The organism is Pelorhabdus rhamnosifermentans, assembly GCF_018835585.1.
Classification (GTDB): domain Bacteria; phylum Bacillota; class Negativicutes; order UMGS1260; family UMGS1260; genus Pelorhabdus; species Pelorhabdus rhamnosifermentans.
In genome coordinates this window covers 84648-109224 of sequence record NZ_JAHGVE010000016.1, presented here as the reverse complement: position 1 = coordinate 109224, position 24577 = coordinate 84648, and the positions used below count along the sequence as shown (strand labels likewise).

Sequence of the window (24577 nt, the reverse complement as noted above, 5' to 3'; positions counted from 1 at the left end):
CTATCTTGGCCGTAAAACAGGTAAAGGTTTTTACGACTACAATAAATAAGCTTTGATGATTTTTCAAATGAAGGAGTGAAAAAAATGGAATACAGCACACTATTATATGGTGTTGAAGATGGGATCGGTACGATTACAATTAATCGCCCGAAGGCTTTAAATGCACTCAATGGTGCAGTTATGGCTGATTTCACTGATTTATTACCGAAAATCGCTGCTGACGAGGCAGTGAAAGTCGTGATTATTACAGGCAGCGGGAATAAGTCGTTTGTTGCTGGTGCGGATATTACGGAAATGCAGAAAATGTCTGCTATTGAAGGTCGCAAGTGGGGAAAACTTGGCCATGAAGTCTTTGATAAAATCGAAAAATTGCCACAACCAGTTATTGCGGCTGTTAATGGTTTTGCTTTAGGTGGTGGCTGTGAATTAGCCATGGCCTGCGATATTCGCATTGCAGCGGATTCGGCTCTCTTTGGGCAGCCTGAAGTAGGTCTTGGTATTACACCTGGTTTTGCTGGAACACAGCGTTTGCCGCGTTTAGTTGGTAAGGGCATTGCCAAAGAACTTATTTATACGGCAAGTAATATTGATGCACAAGAAGCCTATCGCATTGGACTCGCTAATAAGGTCGTTCCTGCGGCTGAATTAATGGAAGCAGCGCAGAAATTAGCGAAGAAAATAATGTCTAAGAGTTCTACGGCTGTTCAGCTTTGCAAGGCTGCGATCAATGAAGGATTAGATGTTGATCTTGCTTCAGGTTCAGCTTATGAATCAGAAGTTTTTGGCTTGTGTTTTGCTACAGAAGACCAAAAAGAAGGTATGACAGCTTTCGTTGAGAAACGCAAACCTGTTTTTACAGGAAAATAAATGAACGATATGGGCAGTTTTCCAGGGACTTGTCAACAGACAAGTTCCTTTTGTTATTATATTAATAATGAAGGATAATAGCAGAAAAATGTCTAAATACTATTAACGGATAATCTTTATGGCAAAGTTTTTGGAATGATGACCAGAATGAGCATTTCAGTAAAAAATTTGGCAGGATTACTTGAAGTCACAGAGAAATAAGTGTTTGATAGGGTAGTACTATTGCTAGGTAGTAAAAATTAAAACAGTAAATCCGGCCGAGGAGGCTACTATGTGGACAGTAGTGTATATTGCAGTAAATCGACTGCAAGCAGAGACATTAAAAAATTTACTAACAACTGAAGGAATTCTTGCTGAAACGCGACCGTTGGGGTCAGCGGCGGCAAGTGATGGTGCTCATGAAATTTTGGTTTTAGAGTCGGAAGTATCCGAGGCTCATGAAATTTTATGTCAATTTGCCATTAAATGATGAATCTTTGCATTAATTTAAGGAGAGTGGATTATGTTAAAGAAAACGAAAATTATTTGCACAGTGGGTCCGAGTACGGATGCGGCTGGCATTTTGCCAACCATGCTAAACAGCGGGATGAATGTGGCCCGATTTAATTTTTCACATGGAAATCATGCGGACCATGCCCAGCGAATTGCTGCAGTGCGTGCAGCAGCAGCTGAAGCGAAACGTCCTGTTGCTTTGATGCTGGATACAAAAGGTCCTGAAATGCGGCTGGGGACATTTAAAGAGGGTAAAGTATTTCTTGAAGCCGGACAAAAGTTTATCATCACAGGTAAAACTGTTGAAGGAACGAAAGACATTGCTTCAGTGAACCATAAACTCTTGCCACAAGAAGTGACAACAGGCAATGTTATTTTATTGTCTGATGGACTCGTTAGCCTTGTTGTTGACCGCGTTGATGGTGATGATATTATTACTACCGTGCAAAACAGTGGTGAAATGAGTGATAGAAAACGTGTGGCTGCTCCTGGTATTAGTGTGAATTTGCCATTCCTATCTGAACAGGATACTGACGATATTAAGTTTGGTATTGAGCAAGGCATGGATTGTATTGCCGCTTCGTTTGTACAGCGGGCTGCCGATGTATTGGCAATTCGTCGTATCCTTGAAGAGGCAGGATATGATATGATGATTATTCCTAAGATTGAAAATGCTGCCGGTGTCAATAATATTGACGAAATTTTAAAGGTATCTGATGGCATTATGGTGGCAAGAGGCGACTTGGGTGTGGAAATTCCTGCCGAAGAAGTGCCTATCATTCAGAAAATGTTGATCCAAAAATGTAATAAGGCAGGGAAACCTGTTATTACTGCTACGCAAATGCTCGAATCCATGATGAATAATCCGCGGCCAACACGGGCTGAAGCAAGTGATATTGCCAATGCCATTTATGATGGAACAGACTGTATTATGCTCAGTGGTGAGTCTGCCTCAGGTAAATATCCTGTTGAAGCTGTTCAAATGATGGCGAAAATTGCTATTCGTACGGAAAGTTCCTTAGAGTATAAAACCATGCTTAGTGGACGTGAATTGGCTCAAGCTCAGACAACGACGGATGCTATTAGTCATGCAACGGTTCAAGTGGCTTATGGTCTCCAAGCCGCCGCGATTATTACGGCAACAGAAACTGGCTATACAGCGAGAATGGTTTCCAAATATCGTCCGCAGGCTGTTGTTGTTGCTGTAACGCCAAATGAAAGAACGTTGCGTCGTCTTCTTCTATATTGGGGCGTATGTCCACTTTTGGGGCCAAGCTCTAAAGACACAGATCAAATGGTGAATAATGCTGTTTCACGTGCCGTATCAAATCAGCTTGTAAAAGATGGCGACTTAGTTGTTATTACTGCAGGTGTACCTGTTGGAACAGCTGGGACGACGAATATGATTCGTGTGCATGTTGTAGGCAATATTCTAATGCATGGGACAGGCATTGGTCAAAAAAATGTAACAGGTAAAATTTGTATTGCTACTTCTTCTAAGGATCTTGAAGATAAATTTCAGCCAGGAGATATTCTGGTTGTTGCTGGTATTGATGAGCAATCAGCTGTTTATGCAACAAAAGCTGGTGCGATTATTGCTGAAGAAGGCGGCTTTACATCTCAGGCAGCTATTGTGGGTATTAGTTATGGTATGCCTGTCATCGTTGGTGTGGATGGTGCGACGGAACGTCTAGCAGATGGCTCTGTTGTGACAGTGGATGCGTCACGTGGTCTTGTTTATCAAGGGGAAATAAACGCGCGCTAAAAAGGTGGCGAGTGCAGATGAAGAGGTTACGTCAACAGCTCTTACGCGGACGATTATTATTATTAAAATATGATAGACCACGTTTTGCCTGTTCTCCAGAGCGGGGTGTCGAGCGCGGTAAGTGGCTGAGACGCGCCTTTTTTCTTTTGCAGTGCTTTTTACAACTTGAAGATTTAGCAAGGGCTATGGTTGTGATTGATCAATTGAAATTGGCTTATGCCGATGGCTTTATTAGGTCTCATGAATCCATGCGGCTTACTGCTCTTCTCATTAGTTTTCTAAAAGAAAAGCGTGTCAATATGGCCGCTTTTTTATTTGATGCCTTTACTCCTTTGGTGCGCCATCAGCAAGTGGAAGGAATTGTTGATATTTTTGGCGAGCTTACCTTTATTAGCTTAGTTGCCGTAAAAAACAAGCATTTCTTTTTATGTGCTAAGGTGACTACTTTCATTTTAGACTTTTTTGAAAAAAGCTCTCTCTGTTTTGAGGAATCCGGCAATCAGCAGCTAGTTACAACAGGGTTTAATGCTTTGAAGCGAATCGGAAGTTTAATCGTACGGCGTGATTCGGCCTTGTTTCACGAAATACTAACGCGGACAGTGACGCTGTTAAAAAAACATCCGGGACTGATGGAGCAGGATGAAATCCATGCGTTGTTTAGTGAGTGTATTTATAAAGCGGCACGCAATGAGCAGCCGAATGAAATGATTTTCGTGTTCAATGAATTGGAAGGGCTGAGGCATTATCATAAGAATTTTGATGTCTTGTTAAGGAAAATTATTGGTGAAACTGAAAATGTTGCGGGAAATTTTAGTTGTTATTTGCAAAGTCCGATTTGTGCACTCCTTGTTCAGAAAATACTTACTCTCGCTTATTTATCACATTCATCCGAGTGCATGCGAAAGGCGATTCAGTGCGCAAGTAAGGTGGGATATTTAGCTGTATATCAGCATGGTTTTCAGGAGGCTTTTTCGCTACTGTTGCCGTTATTTGATAGTGGGAGAAAACTGTTTAATGATGAACGTAAATTTGGTTATTCTGAGTCCAATAATGGATTTCGCCTAAAAAGCCTGCTGGCTATTTTAAAAGAAAGTCTAGCAATTGCTGAGTATGCAGTGAGGCAGGATATGACTCTTACTGTGAGTGACTTTATTTTATGGATGCTTGAAACATGGCAGAAACAAGCGACAATTGAGCATAGCAAAAAATCAATCAAGCGATTTAGTCAACTGTTTTATCTCTATTGGTGCCAAATTCGGCGTCGCCAAGCCAAGCAGAGTGCGGATTTACTGAGTGAAGTCATGTTGCCGCCCCTTGTAACACCTGAGCAAGTTCAAGGATTATTTAAATAGAAATCTCCCAACTGATTGGTTGGGAGATTTCTATTTGTTCGTTGTTTACTTATGACTGCCTGTAAGAAGTTGGCCCAATATGGGATAAGGACGACTGAGTGCTTTAATTGCGCGCCCAAAAACCAGACTGATAGCAACAACGAGAAGATAACAGCAGAGAGTAACAGGTCCTGTAAATAATAGGTTTAATTGTCCGAGCAGCAGGCTGAGATAATATAAAAAGAATGGGTGAACAAGGTAGACTGGATAAGAATACTTACTGAGTTCGCTGAGTAATTTTCCCAGCGATTTCGGCAAGGAATAAGATTCAAACCACATGATAAAGAACAGACTGCTTGCCAGGGTGTAAAGAATGCCAATGGGGCTTAACTGATGGGCCGTATTTACGGCTTCTTCCGGCGTATAGTGTATGGTAAAGAGTAAAAAATAATAAAAGCCAAGCATAGCACTGAGGGAGCTAATGAAACTGATTGTAATGACTGAAATATGGCGGCTGGTCCATTTCCTTACTGCTTCATAATTTTGGGCACAATAGCCGCCAAATAAAAAGATAAAGACATAGTGAAGGACCCAGTAATTTAACCGATATTGTAAGAATAGCTCGAACAGCGAGGAGGGCGGATTTGTCACGTTAATTTTATAACTTGAATAATAATCAAAAATAATCTGTGCGAATAGTAAAATTGTAAGCCACAAGAGCGATTGCGCTAAAATTTTTTTGAGCAAATAGCGCCACAGCGGCATAAGGAGATAAAACCAGAGAAGTATGACAAGCCAATAAATGTGATAGGAAGCCAGACCAAAAAACAAAGTTTGAATAAGTATTGAAGGGTGCCAGACAAGAAAGTTTCCCATGAGTAAGGTCGTATGAATCATATAAAACATGGACCAGACGAGATAAGGAATAAATACACTGCGCAAGCGATGTTTAAAATAATTCTTATAGTCTAAAGGGCGGCTTAAGTCTTGGGACCAAAATAACCCAAATGCCGATACAAAGAAAAAAATCGGGACACTAAATCGCGTAACGATTTCAAGTAAAGCAACGAGATGAATATTTGCAAGTGGATTAGAAAGGGCTGAAGATCCTGTATGAATACCTACAACTCCAAGCATGGCAATGCCGCGTATGTATTCGATAGCTACGATGCGTTTTTTGTACATAAGGACTCCTTTGATAGGAAAAAGATTTAGTGGTTTTATTATGCAATGGAATTTTTTGCACTAACTTTATAATAATTCGTGTTGCAACGATCTTTTCCTTCTATAATCTGTTTAACAAAAAGAGTCAAGAGGATAACAACGATCCTTTTGACTCTTTTTGGATGACCTATAGTGGAAATGTTTTTTACATATCCATTATTGTAAAGGAATGCCTAAAAAATCACCTGTTTGGATGGGCGTATTTTCAACAAGGTCTTGCGGCAAAATATTAAAGTGCGTGAAAAAACGTTTGGCTCCAATATAAGCGCCTTTTGCGGCAAAGCGAATGGGAAAAGCATTTGTTTTGTCTTCTTCAAGAGGCAGGATGCCAACGGCTTGGTGTGCAGAGTCATAGCCAAGCATGCAAAAATGATTATTTGATAGTAATTCACTGGCTTTTTTGTTGAACACAATGCGTCCATTGGGTCTTACTTCGACGAGCGGCTCGTCATTTTTTGTGTTCCGCACTTTTTTTGGTTCAAATAATTGAAAATCAAAATCCATAATAAAACCACTCCTTTTTGTACTTTTATTTCTCTGATAATAAAAGTATGCACAAAGAGACAAAATAATAAACATATTTTTCAAATTTTTAAGTGTTTGACGAAAACATTTAAATCAGTTAGGATTAAAAGAGTGAGGTGACAAATATGCCCGTATTGACAAATATGCAACAAATTCCGGAAAGAGTCTGGGTTGATTTTCTTCGGGCGAATTTAATACCCGCCGAAGAGATTCCGCTTATTGTGCCACTGGAGCGATCCTTTTTTATGCTTTCTATTCCTGATGTGGGTTTTTTAGTGACAGCTACGCGACTTGTTATTTTTCGAAAAAAATTTATGCATGGATTAATCAAACATGATGAAGGATTGCTATTACACTTGAAGCATTTTTCCTATTCTTCTTATGAAAAAGGCCACGAATTTTTCTTTGGTTTTGTCGATGGCAGGGAATATTGGGTAAAAATCGCAGTGAATGCGAAAGAAGCACAACTCATTGCTATGAAATTATTCCAACTGGTTCCAACGCTGGCATGTGAAAATTCTCTGTCTTAAATGCAAAAGGGGGTTGTCTAATGAATCAAGTATGGGTGATCATTTTTGCAATTATGATTGTCAGTACCATTGTAAAGAATGTTTTTTTCAGTATGTTTGCTTGGGTTATGATTGATGTGCTTGTTCTTGCTGTCTGTTATCTTGTATTGCGGCGCTATCCTTATATTGATTTATCAAAAAGTATGATTTTCTTGACCGGATTGACTGCCATTAATATCTTAACTGATCTCAATATTATTGGCGGTATTTTGGGCGGTCTATTACTTTTGGCGTTACTTATTTGGACGTTATTTAGTGAGCGGATTTGGCCAGGGCGACGTCCGCGTTTGCGCCATAAATGGCATAAATGAATCTTCGACAGCTTTTGTATGCCGCATTGCTTTTAGCGTTAGCGCTTGTTTTTCAGTCACTACGTTTTTTTATCCCTATTCCACCCGTTTTTACAACCTTTTTAATTGGTAGTCTTGTTAACACCTGTATTTTACTTGCTGTTGATCGCGCAGGATTACTTGGGGCTGTGTTGATTGCCATTATTACGCCAGTCATGGCCTATGTACAACAGCTTTTATTGCTGCCCCTGTTTATCTTTCCTGTGGCTGTTGGCAACAGCTTGTTTGCTTTATTCTATTGGATGCTGCGGCGGCAGTTGCTGGTCGTTCGTCTTAGCATCGCCGCAGGTGGAAAATGTATTGCTCTCTATGGGTGTTTTGCTTGGTTGCTTTCACTTATTACACTACCCGAGCAGGCAGTGAAAACTATCTTGTTTGTCATGAGTTGGCCACAATTTATTACAGGAATGTTAGGCGGCTGGCTGGCTATTGTTGTTCATAAGCGTCTGCCAAAATTGAGATGAACTGAAAAAGCAAGCAGCGAAGGGGATGAATCCCTTTCGCTGCTTGTATGAAAATTTCTACCCGGATTATTGCATTTCACACACAAGTGATATGGAACCATTGGCAATAATCATGCCTGATGATAAAGAAGTACTGCTTGAATTTCCAACTGCTTTGGAATCCATCAGCATGTAACGCGGAGCTTCTGGAGATTGGAAGTCGAGTGAATGTTCTTCAATAGAAGTGACTTTCGTAACGTGTTTGCCAAGGGCTGTTGCAATAGCATCGGCTTTTGTTAAAGCGTCTTGTACGGCATCAGAGAGCAGGGATCTTTTGAGATTACTATCAGATTTCTTTTTAAAATGAACACTGGTTACTTGATTTGCCCCTGCCGATAGTGCGGCGTCAATGACATTACCAACAAGCGACACATCGTCAATGGTTACAGTCAGGTCATTTGAAACACGGTAACCAATAATAGCGGGCGGTTTTCCTGATTTTTCATTGTCACTATTGTAGATCGGATAAACGACGAATTGTGATGTATGTAGCTGATCTTTCGTGAAATTAAGGTCAAGTAATTTTTGCTGAACAGCATTAGAAGTGACTGCATTCGTATTACGGGCCGTTTCCGATGAATCAGCATTACTTGTAATGCCAAATGTGACAATAGCTTGATCGGGGGCCACTTCCATATGGCTTGTTCCTTGTAGAGTCGCTGTTGTAACATCGGCAGCAAAAGTTGTCGATGCAAATAGTAAGAGACACAAAAAGGCAATTGTAGTGATTTTTAATTTTGACATAGTAAATCCTCCTGTAATATAATTAATGATTTTCTATTTCTTATTCGCATGTCTTTTGGCTTTTTCCTGTTACGTTTCGAAAAGGCGTGTTAACAAATTGCCTTTTTCTTTTAGCCATAAGCGATGTTTTCTATAATCGGCATCAAATGTTTCTACGATTTGCCAGAAATGACGTGAATGATTGGGTGCTATGAGGTGGCTGAGTTCATGGATAATGAGATATTCTAATATTTCTGGTGGGGCCATAATGACTTGCCAATTATAAGATATGGTTCCTTTAGAGGAACAACTGCCCCAGCGGGTTTTTTGTTCGCGAATGGCAATTTTTACTGGTTTGACGTTCATGCGCACCGCCCAATAGTCCGTAAGTTTTTGAAAAGTCAACCGAGCCGATTCGATGAAAAATTGGCGAAGTAGAGTTGTCGGTGGAATTGGGTTAGGATCGGTAAAATATAAATGAATGCTGGCGTCTTTGACTGTTACTTTGTGAGAATCCGCATTCCCATGAAATTGTAGCTGATATTGTTTGCCGCCATATAAAACAGTGGCACCATTTCGGATTACTTGATTGACTGGATTTTGTTCTTCTGTTTTTAATTGTTCGGCATGTTTGATGATCCAAGCAGATTTTTCAATTAAAAGCTGTTCAACTCTTTTTTTCGTAAGTCTCGCTGGAACGGTGACAAGCAAGGAAGAAGACGAAATAAGCTTAAGTGAAATATTTTGGCGACTTTTACTATGATTTATGTGATAATCGAAGGGTTTATTTAACAATGTAATTTGCATTGGAGAACCTCACTTAGTTATTGATTCAATCATATCTTATGGAAGGTCAGGAAGCAACTTTTGTTTTTAATAAACTTTTATTAGTATAATTTTTTATTTATTTTCTTGACAATAATTCATATTGATGATATTATTATTTATGTTGTTGCAAGCGTGATGACATTCATGCCCGGGTGGTGGAACTGGCAGACGCGTCGGACTCAAAATCCGAAGTCCGTGAGGGCGTGGGGGTTCGATTCCCCCCCCGGGCACCAAAAATATAGTCAAAATTAATTTTGAACTGAATCATTATTCTCCCCAGTTTTTTCAAACGTTACATATTGAATTCATCGATTATGCTGTCCTCGATGCGGATGTATAGATTGCCCATTTTATAGGCAATCTATATTTTTCTGTTTTTCGGAGACGGTCTTTTTTATTTTTATATTGCTGTTACGTTCTTGGAATTTTTGTGAGATTTTATTGATTCGAGTTGTGCATCCAGACTGTCTGGATGGTTCCAGCAGGGAGCATTTTGACAGAATCGTGGACATCTTCCGTTGCATTTTTTGATTAGTTCTTTACGTTTGCTGTTCCTTTTGTCATAATAAAATACCTCCAATATCAGTTTTATTTTACCTGACATTGGAGGTTTAAACAATTTTTTAGATATCCTAGCAGATCTATTCTCTGGGATATCTCTCCTCAATTCATAAAATCCGCTTATTTTTGTAGCTACTTTTTTTGACCATTCTAATCATGACTTTTGTTAAATTTCCGTTGCCGTAAAGCTAATCGCAGGCAAAACACTAATTCTTTGTTATTAAAGTCCAAACTTACTATATCTGCAATTCTCTCTAATCGGTTAGAAAGAGTATTTCTATGGATATAAAGTTCGTTGGAGGTTTCAGTTAATCTTTTGTCACATTCAAGATATTTTTCCAGTGTTTTTAATAAGTCGGCGTCAGAGTTTTCTAGTTTTTGAATAATAGAGTCAAAGATTTGCGAAACGAGGGCGGCTGAATCATAATTTTCGAGAATAGAATAACAGGCGACTTCATAAGGAAAAGTGACCTGCCCCGTTCCTTTAATTTGTTGCCCGATGCGCAGACAGGTTAATGCGTTATGATAACTTTGACGGGCATTACTTAGCTCAGTAGCTATTGTGCCGACACCAATGGAAATTTTAAGGCTTGGGTATATATTGTGAAAGATATTATGCAGCGTTATCCCTAAGTGCGGGTCTTTTATAAATTCGTTAGTAGACGCTGCCAGTACAATGATTTTGCCTGCTCGTTCAGATACTATTGACAAAGGATTGGTGGATGTTAACAGTTGCTGCGTTGCTTTGTATAGGCGGGTCAGAATGACGGGAACATTTACCGTTTCTCTTTCGTCCACTTGAATTATCCAACATTCAAAAAATTTAGCCTTTTTTAATCTGGAACCCGAGAGAATTTCATCCAGATTATACTTTGACGGATCATCAATTAAAATATACTCGAGTATATCTCTGGAATAGATTCGGCGACTTTGGATAATTGCTTTTTGTTTTGCAAAATCCAGGGCTGCTACAATGCAAGTTTGTTCTAAAGCAATACAATTAATGTCTAAAAAGGTATCGGTTATCTGAATAATTGAAATATGCCCAAAGGATTCATTATCTGACATAACGGGAAAGGAAGTAATAAAATAGAAGTTATTTTCAATAAGAAGATTTTGTGTACAGGGAGATTTGGTTTGGGCCAACAAATCTTGGAGACTGTCATTGTTGGTTACTTTCTGTTTTAAGAAGGTATCAAATTTCTTTAATATATTATTGTCAATTCCCGGGAGTTTTTCCGGTACCCAATGGACGAGGGGCGCGCCGTTGACGTCATAACATCCTGCAGGACATTGTGTTAATGTGCTCAGGCAGGTTATAATCGAGCGGAGTCCTTCGCCTTGAATAGCAACTCTGTTTAAAGTTTTCTGAATTTCAATTGTGCGGTGTAATACATAAGATTGCTTGTCGGCGATACTGCTGATTATGGGATTCATAATTTCGGACAAGGATAAATCCAAGGGCAGATCGAGAATAGGAAAATTAAGTTTTTCCGCAGTTTTCTTTATGATAGGGGGGATTTCCGGTAAAAACCGCTTCGTTTTAATACCAAGTCCAGCGGCACCGATGGTAGAAAGCTCTCTTATTAAACGCTCTTGCAAAACAGGATTGTCTTTTACGATATAGGCAGTAGTCAATATTAGATCGCCAGGCTTTACCCAATTCAATATATCCGGTGCATCCATAATATTTGCGGATGATACGATGTTATCTAATCCGGCAAAACCTGCAACCAAGGAGATCGATTTATTTTGAAAAAGTTGTAGAACATCTTTAATAAGCAGATACATGTCAATCCCTCGTCTTAATAATATACAATTATTAATTCGACATACTTAGATATATCCCTTTCAATTTTTAGCGGGGATATGCGAAATGCATATCAATTTCATGATATAGACTTGGCATAATCGGTACTCTGTTGGCGAACGACTTTTTCTTAGAATTACCAATCACATAAAAAAGATACGTCAGGGCCGTAAGCAAACAGAAATGTCTAATCGCAGTAAGGGGTCGTATTTGATACTGATTAATCCAAGATTACTTTTAGTTTTTCATCATCGAATAAAATGGATGTACGAGACATGGGCTGTGGATAGTTGTAATTGGAACAATTTTTAATCATTACTAGTTATATAGTATATTATTCCGGAAATTAGGTTATCTATAAATGAAACGGCTGTTATGACAGCCGTTTTTTTATATATGCATTTTGCACATTTTTCCTAGAGTTATTTGCAATTTATGCACTGGCAGAAAAGTAGAATAATTCAGTATAATTAGCTTACAAATTAACGGAAAATTTTGAAATGAATACGATTTTACCGAAAATTAACTGATCTGAGACGGGCAACGTAAAAGTCTGAAAACCTTTTTCAGACTTTTGTATAATATGAAAAATATAATTTGACGGAGGGGAACAATGAATACGTTTGATTTTGGACAGGAAACCGAGAAACTTTTGAAGTGGCTGGGCGAGTATGGCAAAGATCCTGAAGGTGGAGTCTCGCGCTTCCTGTATCGACCGGAGTGGACTGAAGCGCAGAAAGCGCTGGAACAGTATATGCAGCAAAAAGGTCTTGCTGTTCAATATGATGACGTTGGTAATTTGTTTGGACGATTAGCAGGAACCAAATACCCGGATCAAACTATTTTAACAGGTTCACATATTGACACGGTAAAAAATGGCGGGCTATATGACGGTCAGTTTGGAATAGTTGCCGGAATTATTGCGCTTATGTATTTGAAAAAGCATTATGGACAACCCTTGCGCAATGTGGAAGTGGTATCGATGGCCGAAGAGGAAGGCAGCAGATTCCCTTATGTTTTTTGGGGGTCCAAGAATATTTTAGGTATTGCTAAACGTGAAGATGTGGAAAAAATGGTTGATTTTGATGGGATTCTCTTTGTTGAGGCTATGAGGAAAGCCGGTTTTGCTTTTAGGCCGGAAGGCAGTGCTTTGCGTAAAGATTTAAAGGCATTTTTGGAAGTACACGTAGAACAGGGTGGCGTTTTGGAAATTGAAAAAAAATCGGTAGGAATTGTTGAACATATTGTAGGTCAACGACGTTTCACTATTGAGATTATCGGCGAAGCCAATCATGCGGGGACGACTCCTATGGGCTATCGCAGAGATGCCATTTATGCGGCAAGCCGAATGATTTGTGAAGTTATAGCCATAACGAAAAATTATGGCGATCCGCTGGTGGCTACCATCGGCAAAGTAGATGTGGAACCTAATATTGTAAATGTTGTTCCGGGAAAAACTTTATTTACTTTAGATGCACGGCATACGGATAAAAACATTTTGGTTGAATTTACTGAAAATGTAACTGCCAGAATGAGGGAAATTGCTGCTCAGGCGGGAGTAGATATTCATATTGATATGTGGATGGATGCTGATCCGGTTCCCATGGATCCTGGAATTGTGAAAGTGCTGAAAGGGCAGTGTGAGAAGAATGGGCTAAGCTATAAAATAATGCATAGCGGTGCAGGCCATGATTCACAGATCATGGCCAGGGCAATACCGACGGCGATGTTATTTGTTCCAAGTCATAAGGGAATTAGTCATTCCCCATTGGAATATACAAATCCTGGCGACTTGGCGGATGGGGTAAAAGCGTTAGTGGGCACATTGTATGAATTAGCTTATATAGACTGATTTATGAAAATAGACATTATATTATTTTGGAGGTGCATGATATGAGATTATCAAGGGCTGAGTTAAAAGAATTAATGAAGAAAAAACTTCACAGAGCAGGTTTGGAAGAAGAACATGCCGATATTGTTGCCGACGTTTTGGTGCATGCAGATGCCAGAGGAATTCATTCACATGGAGCTATGCGCGTAGAATATTATGCGGAAAGAATCTCGAAAGGGGGTACGAATACCCATCCTAATTTTTCGTATAAAGAAACAGGGCCTTGTAGTGGAATTTTTGATGGCGATAATGGTTCGGGTCATGTTGCTGCCAAACTAGCTATGGATAAGGGCATAGCGATGGCAAAAAAAACAGGGATATCGATTATCGGTGTCAGACGTGTCGGACATACGGGCGCATTATCTTATTTTGTGCAGCAAGCGGCACGGGAAAATCTGATCGGGATTGCTATGTGCCAATCTGATCCGATGGCAGCTCCATACGGCGGTGCCGAATCTTACTATGGAACGCATCCAATCGCATTTGCCACGCGAGGCCAAGACGGCCGGATTCTGATGATGGATTTGGCTACAACGATACAGGCTTGGGGCAAAATACTCGATGCGCGTTCGAGGCATGCAACCATTCCTGATACTTGGGCTATAGATGCAGATGGCAATTCTGCCACCGATCCATTTAAAGTAGCGTCCTTAGTACCGATTGCCGGTCCAAAGGGATATGCGCTGCAAATGATGGTTGATGTATTGTCGGGGGTATTATTAGGGCTTCCCTATGGTAATAAAGTAACTTCCATGTACCATGATTTACGGGAAGACCGAAATTTAGGGCAATTGAATATTGTCATAAATCCAGCTTACTTTACCGATTTGAATCAATTTTTACAGAATATTACTAATATGATGGACGAGCTGAATAAGATTAAGCCGGCACCTGGATTTACTAAGGTTTATTATCCGGGTCAGCGGAGCCTGCTACGGGAAGAGGAGAGCGAGAGAAACGGCATCGAGATTGTGGACGAAATTTACAATTATCTTGTTTCCGATGTCATCCATCGCAATCTCTATGACCACAAAGGGGCTTTTGCCAAATAAATAACCGTAAGAGACGTGACGCGTACCTTCTGTCCAAGACAGACTCAAAATATTGATAAGGGGAGGTCTTACAGTGTTTGATCTGGTTGTTAAAAATGGAAAGGTTGTTGCATCAGACAGGGTTTTTGCGGCGAGTATTTGTGTTCAGGACGGCAAAATAGCAGCAATAGTTGCGCCTGGTACTTCTCTCGAGGCCAAAAGAGTTATGGATGTTAAGGGAAACTATGTGTTTCCAGGTGCTATCGACAGCCATGCACATCTGAATGATCCCGGTTATAATTGGCGGGAGGATTATGCTCATGGAACTGCTGCGGCGGCCGTAGGAGGATATACTACAGTCGTAGACATGCCTTTGCAGAATGAGCCGGCTCTTACAGACGGATATATTTTTGATAAAAAATTGGCTCATGTTGCTCCGAATGCCTATGTAGATTATTGTTTTTGGGGCGGACTCGTCGACTATAATTTTGCTTCTTTAAAGGAATTGAATGCCAAAGGGTGTGTTGCTTTCAAATCCTTTATCGGTCCGGTTTCTCCGGATTATGTGACGCTTTCAATCGGACAGGCTAAAGAGGCGCTGGAAATTCTGAAAACCTGTGATGCCCGTGCTGGGTTCCATTGCGAGGATTATTCCATTATCAAATGGGAAGAACAACGGGCGCAGCGCAAAAAACAGAATAATTGGCAGGATTTCCTTGATTCGCGGCCGGTCATAGCCGAACTGATCGCAACGGAAAATATTATCGAATTGGCTAGGACACTGAAAGCCAAAGTGCATATCTGCCATGTAAGCCATCCGAGAGTTGCCAAGGCCATTCAGGAGGCACAGATGAATGGTGTGGATGTTACCGGCGAAACTTGTGGTCATTATCTGGCTTTTACTGATCAGGATGTACTCAAAAACGGCAGTTTGTTTAAATGTGCGCCACCTCTTAGGGAAGCTGCTGCGGTAGAAGAATTGTGGAAATATGTTGAAAACGGTACATTAAGCTGTATTGGTTCAGATCATTCCCCTTGTGAGTTGAGTGAAAAAAGTGAGGAGACTCATGGAATATTTGGCGCTTGGGGTGGTCTCAGCAGTATACAGAGTACAATGCAGGCTGTTTTTAGTGAAGGTGTGGTAAAAAGAGGATATTGCCCGACAATATTGGCCAGAGCTTTAAGCGAAGGTCCGGCCAAGGCGTTCGGTATATACGGGAAAAAGGGGGCTATCAAAGTTGGTTTCGATGCCGATCTGGTTATCTTTGATACGAAAAAGGAATGGGAAATCACGCCTGATTCGTTATACTATGTTAATAAAATTTCGGCATTTGTTGGTTTAAAGGGCGTTGGATTGCCTGTATGTACTTTGGTCAGAGGGCAAGTTGTCACCGAAAATGGCCAGCTGGTCGGTCAAAAAGGCTTTGGACAATTTGTAAAAAAAACAAATAAATAAACCAAAGGAGGGTTTATTTTGGGCAAGCGTTACGACTTAGTTATTCGAAATGGGAATTTGGTTTTTCCTGATGGGATCAAGAAGTTGGATGTTGCTGTTTATGATGGAATCATTGCAGAAATAGCGCCTGAAATTATGGGCAGTGCTGCGGAAACAGTTGACGCAGCCGGCAAATATGTATTTGCCGGCGCGACAGATGGGCATGTGCATTTTAACGATCCGGGAAGAACGGAATGGGAGACCATCAAAACCGGAAGTTCTGCCTTGGCTGCTGGTGGTGGTGTAGCTTACTTTGATATGCCGCTTAATTGCAATCCTTGCACACTAGATGCTAAGAATTTTCAGGCCAAGCTTGCTGTGGCACAAAAAGAATCTTTAGTAGATTACGGATTTTGGGGAGGGTTTACGCCTGGAAATTTAGATAAGCTTGAAGAACTTGCCGAATGCGGCGTTATTGGCTTTAAGGCATTCTCTTGTTTCAGTGGTATTGATGAATTTGAAGGAGCCGATGATTATACGGCACTCGTTGGTATGGAAAGACTGGCTAAATTGGGCCTGCCGTTAATGGTACACTGTGAAAATGCGCAGCTTACTAAAAAATTCACGGAACTTGCTCTTGCTCAGAATCGAACGGGGGTAAGGGATTATTTTGCCGCTCATGCTCCTATTACTGAAATTGAAAGTGTTTCCCGTATGATTGCTTTTGCCGAAGGAACCGGCTGTAAATTGATTATTGCCCATGTTAGTCTGGCAAGGTCCGTCGAGCTTGTTACCGAGGCAAGAAAAAGAGGCGTTGATGTTCAGTGTGAAACGATTGGTCATTATCTTATCCTTACGGATGAGGACGTGGAACGTTTGGGAACGATTGCTAAGTGTTCGCCGCCGATCCGTGATGCGCAGAACCAGGCGAAAATGTGGGGTAAACTGCTCAATGGCGAGATTGACTTTGTTTCTTCCGACCATTCCCCTTGCGATCCGAAGCTGAAAAACGGTCCGTTTTTGAAGGTTTGGGGCGGAATTTCTGCTTGTCAGACAACGCTTACCGGTCTGCTGACCCATGCCTATCGAGAAAGAAAAGTTCCGCTAACAGATATTGCAGAACTAACTTCGCACAAGGTTAATGAGATATTTAAAATCAAGGGTAAAGGAAAAATCGCTGTTGGTTATGACGGGGACTTTGCACTGGTAGACTTGGACAAGCAGTTCACTTTGCAGGCTGAGGATCTGTTCTATAAACATAAGGTAAGTCCATATGTCGGGGACAGTTTCCATGGGGCAGTAGTTCAAACTATTCTCAGAGGAACAACTGTTTTTAAAGATGGAAAAATTGTATCAAGACCTATTGGCAAACTCTTAAGACCTAGTTTCTAATCACTATCGATAAAAAATAGAGAGAAGGTGTGATTAATGACAGTGTATACCAATGAAAAAAACAGCAATCTAAATGTTGCGCAAGTGTCGCAGAATATGGGAGTAGACGAGTCTCTCATCCCGAAAATGCCGGAAGACAGGACGGTTGGGCCGATAAATTATATGTTTATGTGGTTGGGCGATGGCGTAAATTTAGGCAATATGACTCTTGGCTCTAGTTTAATTGTAGCCGGAATCGCAACATTAAATATTTTTCAGACCTTTGCAGCAGCTATTATCGCAATCGGAATTATTTCTACGGTATTTGCCCTAAACGACAGACTGGGATATAAAACGGGTATCCCTTATGTTGTACAGCTTAGAATGTCTTTTGGACTGAAAGGTTGTGTGGTGTCCTCTCTTTTGCGTGGTATTCCCGCTATTGTTTGGTATGGTTTTCAGAGCTGGATAGGTGGTACTGCTTTAAATGAAATTGTCAAGATTGTTTCTGGAGGGGCTTTTGACAACATATTTGTCTGTTTCGTAATTTTGCAGGCAGTGCAAATCATACTTTCTCTCTATGGCTTTCATGCCATTAAGTGGGTGGAATCGGTTATCTCCACTGTCATCATGCTGGCGCTTCTCTATGTATTCGTGCTTCTTTTGACTTCTCATAGTGCTGTTATTATGGAAAAATGGGTTTATGCACAAGGAACATGGGGTTTGCCGTTCTTTGCCTTTATTATGATGTTTATGGGAAATTATGCAGCCATCTTTTTGAGCGCAGCCGATTATTCTCGAGAATTAAAATCTGGTATCAGTAATGGAAAACGGAGCTTTTTATATTTTCTGCCCATTCTAATGGCTTATGGTTTTGTGCTTTGTATTGGCGCAATGCTTGCTTCGGCAACGGGTATTTCTAATCCGGTGAAAGCCTTTGCCATCGTCATCAATAATTCATATATCACCTTCTTAGTTTCGGCGTTTATTGTTATGGGGGCGATAGCAGTAAACATGGTGGCAAATATCATTCCGCCGACTTATGTTATTACTCTTATCACAAAAGTGAAATACAAGGTAGCTGTTACTATATCTGGATTTTTAGCTTTATGTGCTTGTCCATGGGTGCTTGTACAAGATTCTTCGGCGGAAGGTCTTGGAACGTTTATTCTTATCTATTCCGCCTTCTTAGGACCCATTGTTTCAATTTTGTTGATTGAGTATTATGTATTAAGGAAGCAAAAAATTGATATTACAGAATTGTACAAGCAAGTCGGCCAGTTCAGCGGTTATAACCCCTGTGCGATTATTGCCATGCTGATTGGCGCCGGCGCCGCATTTTTAAAAGTAGAACTGGCCTGGATTATCGGTTTTGTTGTAGCAGGTATTTCGTATATGTTTTTGATGAAATATGCCTATAAAGATTCCAGGTTCAAAAAAGGAACAATTTTTGAGTGAGATATTAAAATAACCATGATAAGGGGCTGTCTCAAAAGATTATACTTGTTGAGGCAGCCTTCGCCTTATAATCTTTCGGGCGTTTCCACAATGTGCATTGTGCTTAACGAGCATCCGGTTTATTGGGGTAAATGCACTATGAGTAAATTTAGAAAATTCATTATAATAAACTTGTGAAGGTGATAGTGTTGCTGCAACTTGAGGCTGCTGCAGTTTCAGAAGACTTGGTCTTGCCGAAATGCACCATGGGGTTCATAAAATCAATTCATCATGACTACATCAATTTGATGAGCACTGATGGAGTCGTTTCTTTGGTTCGTTCAGGCTTGGATCATATTCCGTTTGGCATTGAAGTGGACTTAGCCGGCAGCTGGCTGGACTTTGGGCTGGAACAGCAACAAATGGTTCAATACCATAACGGCGCCATTGTACTCGGTAATATTTTAGCAGTACAGGGTCTGCAAACATGCTCGCATTTTTCCTGTAAAACTTTCTTAGCGCCTGGTGCGGCCAACTTTTTGCCGCAGCTTCGGCAACTGCAGAAGTTATGTAATGGCGCCGCTTATAAAGGCGGCATTATGGTGTACCTTGGCGGGTGTGATGCGGAAAAATTTTGCCGGGACGGCAGTTTTCCTGATGCTAGGATTCCGCAGATGGTTCGGACGCTGATCACGGGTGTCGAAGAAGACAGGGAGAACCTAATCTGTGAAGGAATTTGCGGTCTTCTTGGCCTAGGCCCTGGATCAACTCCTGCCGGCGACGATTTTTTGCTGGGTTTTCTCAGTGCTATTATTCACATTCAGCCGGAAAATTCCCGGCATGCAGCGCAGAAAATGATTCGGTATCTGACGTTAAATGCTCCAGGCTTAACTACCTGTATGTCGGTTGAGTATCTTAAGTATGGTGTAAGAGGCTTGTATCATCAACGGGTGGGTGAAATGCTTGGTTCATTTGGCATTGAACCCATGCAAGAATTGCTTGATAAAGCCCGGAGACTTATGCAGCTAGGGCATTCTTCCGGCGTTGATTTATTAGTAGGTTTTGTATATGGCGGCTTTACCGCGTTATCTGCAGGTAACCGTCTCAAGAGAAAGGAGTCGACAAATGAAAATTTATAATGTAGTACGAAAAAATAACTATTATGATTCAGTTACTCTGATGCTTATTTCTAAACAACTTAAACAGGTTGAGGGCTTGGATGATGTTTCGGTTATGATGGGTACACCGGCTAACCGGGTTATTTTGCAAGAAGCGAATTTATTAGGGTCTGATGGTGAGGACGCTGGTCCTAATGACTTGATTTTAGCTTTTCGGGCACCGGAAGATATTGATGTGCAGTGGGTTATTGGCAAGATAGATGAACAAATGGGTAAAAAAGTGGCTGGTGGCAAAAATGCTGATGAGATAATTATCCGTTCGGCGGTAAAGGCATATCAGGATGATCCAGAAATTAATTTGGCATTCATTTCTGTTCCAGGTGAATATGCGGCTATTGAAGCTGAACGTGCCTTAAAATACGGGAAAAATGTATTTTTATTTAGCGATAATGTTTCTATTGAAGAGGAAGCCCAGCTCAAGGCGCAGGCTGTACAAAAGGGCTTGTTGGTTATGGGGCCGGATTGCGGTACGGCAATCATTGGCGGTATAGGCATTGGGTTTGCCAACAAAGTCAAATCAGGGAATGTAGGTCTGATTTCAGCATCGGGTACCGGCTTGCAGGAAGTGATTTGCTTACTGGATGCTATGGAAGTGGGAATTAGCCAGGCAATCGGCACAGGCGGCAGGGATTTGAAAGAAGCCATCGGTGCAACGACAATGCTGCAGGCACTTAACATGCTGATTCAGGATAATCATACTCAAACGATTGTGCTAATTTCCAAGCCTCCGGCTAAATCGGTAGTTGACAAGATTATAAGCAAACTGAGCGAAACCAGTAAAAAAGTTGTTCTCTGTTTCCTTGGCGCGGCTATTGATCATGCACCGGCTAATGTGACTGCTGTAGCGACATTAGAAGAAGCTGCGTTAAAAACAGCCGATTTAAGCGGTAGAAAGCCGGCATTGCTTGCTACTGAAACGAAAATTACTGATTGGGCGCGGGCAGCCCGGGAAAAATTGGCGACAGGACAGAAATATGTGCGTGCTTTATATGCTGGCGGTACATTATGCTACGAAACAATGCTGGTTTTGGGCGAAACACTTGGCCCGATATATTCCAATATTCCGCTGCGTAAGGAACTATTAACAATGGATGTTTTGGTAGCTGGCCAGCATACGGCGATCGATCTGGGGGACGACCATTTTACTATGGGCAAACCGCATCCGATGATTGACGGGTCATTGCGTGACGAACATATTCTCAAGGTCGCCGGTGATCCACAGACCGCCGTGTTATTGCTTGATGTGGTCATTGGTTACGGTGCCGCCGATGATCCGGTCGGCGAATTGGTGCCTGTTCTTGAAGAGGCGAAAAAGGCGGCTGCCGCGCATGGTAATACACTGGCAATTGTCGCGTATGTTTGCGGTACTAATCAGGATGAACAAAATAAAGCAGCGCAAATTGCTAAATTGCAGCAAGCCGGCGTAGTGGTTACTACGACGAATGCGCAGGCTGCCAGATTGGCTAGAATGATCGTTGCTGGGAGGAATAGCTAAGATGTCAAATAACCTGCTTAATCAAAAACTTAATGTGGTAAATGTGGGATTAGAGCTTTTTTCTAAGACGCTTATCAAACAAGCTGTGCCGACAACACATGTTTCCTGGCGTCCGCCAGCAGGTGGCAATAAGGAGGTTGCCAGACTGCTTGATAAATATGAAGAGCGTATTAATGCCGCTAATGAAAAAGTAATTCAAATATACAATGACGCTCAGCCGGTACTCATGGGCGTAAAACCGGCTCATACCGTTTTGAAAGGATTAACAAGAGAAACAATACTGCATGCCGGACCTCCAATTGAATGGGAGGCCATGTGCGGGCCTATGCAAGGCGCGATTTTAGGGGCCATTCGCTTTGAGGGGCTGGCTGAGAATGATGAGAAAGCTATTCAGTTGATTAAAAGTGGTGCCATAAAGTTGTCGCCGAACCATCATCATGGATCCGTCGGTCCGATGACAGGCATGATCACTTATCATATGCCGGTATTTGAAGTTAAAAATGAGGCATTTGGCAATACGGCTTATTGTTCTATCAATGAAGGCTTAGGCAAAGTGATGCGGTTTGGCGCAAATGATCCTGAGGTGCTTGAACGTCTATTTTGGTTTAGGGACAGCTTAGGACCAGCTATTCATGATGCTGTCCAATTATGCGGCGGGATCAATCTAAAGGTTATTATGGCGCAGGCTTTAGCAATGGGAGACGAGATGCATCAACGCAATACTGCCGCTTCTTCCTTGTTTGCCAGAAAAATCTGCCCGTTGATCGCTAAGCTTCCTATGGATCATGAAGCTAAGGCTAAGGTTATAAAATTTATTTGCGATAACGACCAGTTCTTCCTCAATTTGGCTATGGCGGCTGCTAAATCTACTACAGATCCAGCTAAAGGAGTAAAAGACAGTTCCATTGTAACTGTTATGTGCCGTAACGGTACAGACTTCGGTGTTAAAGTGGCTGCAACAGGTGAAAAGTGGTTTACGGCACCAGCCAACCTGCCTGAAGGCTTATATTTTCCCGGTTTTGGGCCTCAAGATGCCAATCGGGACATGGGGGATAGCGCTATTTTGGAAGTAATTGGACTTGGCGGTGTTGCCATGGCGGCGTCGCCGGCAGTAGTACGTTTTGTGGGTGCAGGTTCACAAGACGATGCCGTTCGGTACACCAAAGAAATGGGAGTAATTTCTACCGGCAAAAGTACGCAATTTTTATTAGCAACCATGAATTTTGAAGGTTCTCCATTAGGCATCGATATTCGAAAAGTTATTGAAAATGATATTGTGCCGGTAATCAATACCGGTATGGCCCATCGGTTGCCTGGAATCGGGCAGATTGGGGCCGGTGTGGTGAAAGCTCCCTATGTTTGCTTTGAAAAGGCCTTGTCGGCATTTGCTAAAACACTGACAGATTAGGGGGGAGATTATGTCTTTTGATATAGTACACTGGTTGGCCGCTCTAGCGCCGATACTTGCGCTGTTGGTGCTGCTGCTTTATTGCCACTGGGGTGGCGATGAGGCGGCATTGGTAGTTTTGTTATTTTCGATACTCATTGCTTACTTCGTTTTTGGTGGCGGCCTTGATATGATTGCCTTGGCGGTGGCCAAAGGAATATGGACTTCGCTGTCGATTATTTTAGTCGTTTTCCCAGCATTGATTATTTATGAAGTATCGCGGGAATCGGGCGCATTCTCAGTAATTCGCGCCGGTATGCAGCAGTTTACGCCTGACAAGGTATTGCAAGTATTGGCTGTCGGCTGGATTTTTGATGGCTTTTTGCAGGGAATTACCGGCTTTGGAGTTCCGGTAGTAGTATGTGCGCCGCTTTTGATTGGCATGGGGGTTAAACCCCTGACCGCTGTGCTCATTACCTTGCTTGGGCAAGCTTGGGGCAATACGTTTGGCACTTTAGGCCTTGCATGGGATGGTTTGGTTAGCCAGGTTGATGTAAGTGATCCGTTGATTTTTTATAAGACCATTATCTGGACTACGTCAATGCTCGGCGTTGTGAATCTTATTGCCGGACTGCTCATTGCTAGTTTAGCCGGCGGCTATCAGGGAATTAAGCGGAATGCGGTTACAGTAATTCTGCTAGGACTGTTCCAGGGAATTGGACAAATCGGCATAGCATTATTAAATCCTATGCTCTGCAATTTTATTATTGCCTCAGTTTCACTGGGTTTGATTTTTATGATTGGCAGACTTAAGTATTATCGTCAGCCCGTAGAACTTTACGATCCGCTTGTCGAACAGACTGAGCAAGAAAATACTGGCGCCAACGCTATGAATATTCACCAGGCTTTTATTCCCTACGTATTTTTGATTGTGCTGGCCGTTGTCGTCTTGTTAAACAGCAGTATAAAAAACTATCTTGGACAATGGCAGTTTTCTCTATCCTTTGCAGGAAAATCAACAGCGCTGGGTTTTACGACGCATAGCTATCCGGCCTATGCCCCGCTGGCTCCGCTTATTAATTCTGGGGCCTTTCTACTATTAGCGGCGCTGATTGGTTATCTATGCTACGTACGGTGGGGTTATATCCAAACAAATGGCTTAAAGCGTATTATGAAAAACTCGCTTGCCAAGACGATTCCGTCAGCGATTGCAGTTATCGGTTTGATTGCTATGTCCAAAGTCATGGATGATATGGGGCAGACTACTGTTCTTGCTCAGGGTGTGGCGGCGGCGACCGGTGGATTTTACCCGATTCTTTCACCGCTTATCGGGCTGCTAGGAACCTTTATGACCAGTAGCAATTTGTCTTCTAATATATTGTTTGGCAGTTTTCAACAGCAAGTTGCGCAGATGCTGCAGATTGACAAAGCTCCGCTGCTTGCAGCGCAAACGGTCGGCGGTGCTGTTGGCAGCATCATTTCTCCAAGTAAGATTTTGCTAGGAACAACGGCAGTCGGAATGTTAGGCCATGAGGGAGAAGTAATCAGTAAGGTAATAGGCGGTGCCCTATTACTATGTGCAGCATTTGGCGCGGTTATTTTTTTATCATATCAATTAGGGTGGTGAGAGAATGCAGCGGTGGGCAATATTTTTGCCGACATTGATTATCATTGCATTTCCATTATTGTATTTTGGCGGTCATTCGGGTAGTGCCGGTAGTTCGGTAGCCGGAATATTGGTTTTGTTCATGGGGATGTCGGGGCCGATGCTGAAACGCATAAAATAAACAGAATGGAAAGGGGA

22 protein-coding genes and 1 tRNA gene are annotated in these 24577 nt (G+C 41.7%); 18 read left to right on the top strand and 5 right to left on the bottom strand.

Annotated elements, in window-relative coordinates:
- Window positions 1-84: 84 nt before the first annotated feature.
- The 4 genes from Ga0466249_RS17585 to Ga0466249_RS17570 all read left to right on the top strand — a co-directional run bounded on the left by Ga0466249_RS17585 (window position 85) and on the right by Ga0466249_RS17570 (window position 4476).
- The gene (locus tag Ga0466249_RS17585) at window positions 85-867 is read left to right on the top strand and encodes a short-chain-enoyl-CoA hydratase (protein ID WP_215830781.1); all 783 of its coding nucleotides are present in this window, start codon (window positions 85-87) and stop codon (window positions 865-867) included.
- Window positions 868-1138: 271 nt separating this feature from the next.
- The gene (locus Ga0466249_RS17580; RefSeq protein WP_215830780.1) at window positions 1139-1336 is read left to right on the top strand and encodes a DUF2007 domain-containing protein; all 198 of its coding nucleotides are present in this window, start codon (window positions 1139-1141) and stop codon (window positions 1334-1336) included.
- Between the two features lie 33 nt (window positions 1337-1369).
- On the top strand, window positions 1370-3124 hold the full coding sequence (gene pyk, locus Ga0466249_RS17575; RefSeq protein ID WP_215830779.1) for a pyruvate kinase: 1755 nt from the start codon (window positions 1370-1372) through the stop codon (window positions 3122-3124).
- Window positions 3125-3141: 17 nt separating this feature from the next.
- A complete protein-coding gene (locus tag Ga0466249_RS17570; RefSeq protein ID WP_215830778.1) occupies window positions 3142-4476 on the top strand; it encodes a hypothetical protein in 1335 nt (444 codons plus the stop codon).
- A 45-nt stretch (window positions 4477-4521) separates the two neighbouring features.
- On the opposite strand, the gene Ga0466249_RS17565 is transcribed toward Ga0466249_RS17570, so the two are convergent.
- Window positions 4522-5640 (bottom strand): acyltransferase, encoded by a 1119-nt coding sequence (locus Ga0466249_RS17565; protein ID WP_215830777.1) that lies wholly within the window; start codon window positions 5638-5640, stop codon window positions 4522-4524.
- 195 nt (window positions 5641-5835) lie between these two features.
- Window positions 5836-6183 (bottom strand): hypothetical protein, encoded by a 348-nt coding sequence (locus tag Ga0466249_RS17560; RefSeq protein WP_215830776.1) that lies wholly within the window; start codon window positions 6181-6183, stop codon window positions 5836-5838.
- Window positions 6184-6329: 146 nt separating this feature from the next.
- On the opposite strand from Ga0466249_RS17560, the gene Ga0466249_RS17555 reads away from it, so the two are divergent.
- From Ga0466249_RS17555 to Ga0466249_RS17545, 3 genes are read left to right on the top strand one after another with little or no spacing between them, the layout of a single operon-like run.
- Window positions 6330-6734 carry a hypothetical protein gene (locus Ga0466249_RS17555; RefSeq protein ID WP_215830775.1) on the top strand — a complete coding sequence of 135 codons (405 nt, stop codon included), beginning with the start codon at window positions 6330-6332 and terminating at the stop codon, window positions 6732-6734.
- A 20-nt stretch (window positions 6735-6754) separates the two neighbouring features.
- Window positions 6755-7084, top strand: coding sequence for a hypothetical protein (locus Ga0466249_RS17550; protein ID WP_215830774.1), 330 nt, complete (start codon window positions 6755-6757; stop codon window positions 7082-7084).
- On the top strand, window positions 7081-7587 hold the full coding sequence (locus tag Ga0466249_RS17545) for a hypothetical protein (protein ID WP_215830773.1): 507 nt from the start codon (window positions 7081-7083) through the stop codon (window positions 7585-7587). Before Ga0466249_RS17550 ends, Ga0466249_RS17545 begins: the two co-directional genes overlap by 4 nt.
- A gap of 66 nt (window positions 7588-7653) precedes the next feature.
- On the opposite strand, the gene Ga0466249_RS17540 is transcribed toward Ga0466249_RS17545, so the two are convergent.
- Window positions 7654-8370, bottom strand: a complete 717-nt coding sequence (locus Ga0466249_RS17540; protein ID WP_215830772.1) for an SIMPL domain-containing protein — start codon at window positions 8368-8370, stop codon at window positions 7654-7656.
- A gap of 69 nt (window positions 8371-8439) precedes the next feature.
- Window positions 8440-9156, bottom strand: coding sequence for a M48 family metallopeptidase (locus tag Ga0466249_RS17535; protein ID WP_215830771.1), 717 nt, complete (start codon window positions 9154-9156; stop codon window positions 8440-8442).
- Between the two features lie 167 nt (window positions 9157-9323).
- On the opposite strand from Ga0466249_RS17535, the gene Ga0466249_RS17530 reads away from it, so the two are divergent.
- A tRNA-Leu gene (locus Ga0466249_RS17530) sits at window positions 9324-9410 on the top strand.
- A 478-nt stretch (window positions 9411-9888) separates the two neighbouring features.
- Here Ga0466249_RS17530 and Ga0466249_RS17525 read toward each other — a convergent pair.
- Window positions 9889-11529 (bottom strand): PucR family transcriptional regulator, encoded by a 1641-nt coding sequence (locus Ga0466249_RS17525; RefSeq protein ID WP_215830770.1) that lies wholly within the window; start codon window positions 11527-11529, stop codon window positions 9889-9891.
- 632 nt (window positions 11530-12161) lie between these two features.
- On the opposite strand from Ga0466249_RS17525, the gene allC reads away from it, so the two are divergent.
- The 10 genes from allC (at window position 12162) to Ga0466249_RS17475 (ending at window position 24560) form a co-directional block, all read left to right on the top strand.
- A complete protein-coding gene (allC, locus tag Ga0466249_RS17520; protein ID WP_215830769.1) occupies window positions 12162-13400 on the top strand; it encodes an allantoate deiminase in 1239 nt (412 codons plus the stop codon).
- 41 nt (window positions 13401-13441) lie between these two features.
- The gene (gene allD, locus Ga0466249_RS17515; RefSeq protein WP_215830768.1) at window positions 13442-14491 is read left to right on the top strand and encodes an ureidoglycolate dehydrogenase; all 1050 of its coding nucleotides are present in this window, start codon (window positions 13442-13444) and stop codon (window positions 14489-14491) included.
- A 73-nt stretch (window positions 14492-14564) separates the two neighbouring features.
- Window positions 14565-15926, top strand: a complete 1362-nt coding sequence (allB, locus tag Ga0466249_RS17510; RefSeq protein ID WP_215830767.1) for an allantoinase AllB — start codon at window positions 14565-14567, stop codon at window positions 15924-15926.
- Between the two features lie 18 nt (window positions 15927-15944).
- Complete coding sequence (gene allB, locus Ga0466249_RS17505; protein WP_215830766.1) at window positions 15945-17297, top strand: allantoinase AllB; 1353 nt, start codon at window positions 15945-15947, stop codon at window positions 17295-17297.
- A gap of 36 nt (window positions 17298-17333) precedes the next feature.
- Complete coding sequence (locus Ga0466249_RS17500; protein WP_215830765.1) at window positions 17334-18734, top strand: NCS1 family transporter; 1401 nt, start codon at window positions 17334-17336, stop codon at window positions 18732-18734.
- Window positions 18735-18922: 188 nt separating this feature from the next.
- On the top strand, window positions 18923-19852 hold the full coding sequence (locus Ga0466249_RS17495; RefSeq protein WP_215830764.1) for an oxamate carbamoyltransferase subunit AllH family protein: 930 nt from the start codon (window positions 18923-18925) through the stop codon (window positions 19850-19852).
- Window positions 19839-21386: an acyl-CoA synthetase FdrA gene (gene fdrA / locus Ga0466249_RS17490; protein WP_215830763.1), complete on the top strand. Its 1548-nt coding sequence runs from the start codon at window positions 19839-19841 to the stop codon at window positions 21384-21386. The genes Ga0466249_RS17495 and fdrA overlap by 14 nt, the downstream gene beginning before the upstream one ends.
- Before the next feature lies 1 nt (window position 21387).
- Window positions 21388-22794, top strand: coding sequence for a YlbE family protein (locus Ga0466249_RS17485; protein ID WP_215830762.1), 1407 nt, complete (start codon window positions 21388-21390; stop codon window positions 22792-22794).
- Between the two features lie 10 nt (window positions 22795-22804).
- Window positions 22805-24400, top strand: a complete 1596-nt coding sequence (locus Ga0466249_RS17480; RefSeq protein WP_215830761.1) for an L-lactate permease — start codon at window positions 22805-22807, stop codon at window positions 24398-24400.
- Window positions 24401-24404: 4 nt separating this feature from the next.
- Window positions 24405-24560, top strand: a complete 156-nt coding sequence (locus tag Ga0466249_RS17475) for a hypothetical protein (RefSeq protein ID WP_215830760.1) — start codon at window positions 24405-24407, stop codon at window positions 24558-24560.
- The last annotated feature ends 17 nt before the right edge of the window (window positions 24561-24577 follow it).

Bases quoted from the DNA above. Each gene is read 5' to 3' on its own strand.
- Ga0466249_RS17565 (WP_215830777.1), bottom strand. From the start codon at position 5,640: ATGTACAAAAAACGCATCGTAGCTATCGAATACATACGCGGCATTGCC.
- Ga0466249_RS17540 (WP_215830772.1), bottom strand. From the start codon at position 8,370: ATGTCAAAATTAAAAATCACTACAATTGCCTTTTTGTGTCTCTTACTA.
- Ga0466249_RS17555 (WP_215830775.1), top strand. From the start codon at position 6,330: ATGCCCGTATTGACAAATATGCAACAAATTCCGGAAAGAGTCTGGGTT.
- Ga0466249_RS17500 (WP_215830765.1), top strand. From the start codon at position 17,334: ATGACAGTGTATACCAATGAAAAAAACAGCAATCTAAATGTTGCGCAA.
- Ga0466249_RS17480 (WP_215830761.1), top strand. From the start codon at position 22,805: ATGTCTTTTGATATAGTACACTGGTTGGCCGCTCTAGCGCCGATACTT.
- Ga0466249_RS17545 (WP_215830773.1), top strand. From the start codon at position 7,081: ATGAATCTTCGACAGCTTTTGTATGCCGCATTGCTTTTAGCGTTAGCG.
- Ga0466249_RS17485 (WP_215830762.1), top strand. From the start codon at position 21,388: ATGTCAAATAACCTGCTTAATCAAAAACTTAATGTGGTAAATGTGGGA.
- Ga0466249_RS17585 (WP_215830781.1), top strand. From the start codon at position 85: ATGGAATACAGCACACTATTATATGGTGTTGAAGATGGGATCGGTACG.
- Ga0466249_RS17550 (WP_215830774.1), top strand. From the start codon at position 6,755: ATGAATCAAGTATGGGTGATCATTTTTGCAATTATGATTGTCAGTACC.
- pyk (WP_215830779.1), top strand. From the start codon at position 1,370: ATGTTAAAGAAAACGAAAATTATTTGCACAGTGGGTCCGAGTACGGAT.
- Ga0466249_RS17580 (WP_215830780.1), top strand. From the start codon at position 1,139: ATGTGGACAGTAGTGTATATTGCAGTAAATCGACTGCAAGCAGAGACA.
- Ga0466249_RS17570 (WP_215830778.1), top strand. From the start codon at position 3,142: ATGAAGAGGTTACGTCAACAGCTCTTACGCGGACGATTATTATTATTA.
- Ga0466249_RS17525 (WP_215830770.1), bottom strand. From the start codon at position 11,529: ATGTATCTGCTTATTAAAGATGTTCTACAACTTTTTCAAAATAAATCG.
- Ga0466249_RS17560 (WP_215830776.1), bottom strand. From the start codon at position 6,183: ATGGATTTTGATTTTCAATTATTTGAACCAAAAAAAGTGCGGAACACA.
- Ga0466249_RS17535 (WP_215830771.1), bottom strand. From the start codon at position 9,156: ATGCAAATTACATTGTTAAATAAACCCTTCGATTATCACATAAATCAT.
- allD (WP_215830768.1), top strand. From the start codon at position 13,442: ATGAGATTATCAAGGGCTGAGTTAAAAGAATTAATGAAGAAAAAACTT.
- allC (WP_215830769.1), top strand. From the start codon at position 12,162: ATGAATACGTTTGATTTTGGACAGGAAACCGAGAAACTTTTGAAGTGG.
- fdrA (WP_215830763.1), top strand. From the start codon at position 19,839: ATGAAAATTTATAATGTAGTACGAAAAAATAACTATTATGATTCAGTT.
- Ga0466249_RS17475 (WP_215830760.1), top strand. From the start codon at position 24,405: ATGCAGCGGTGGGCAATATTTTTGCCGACATTGATTATCATTGCATTT.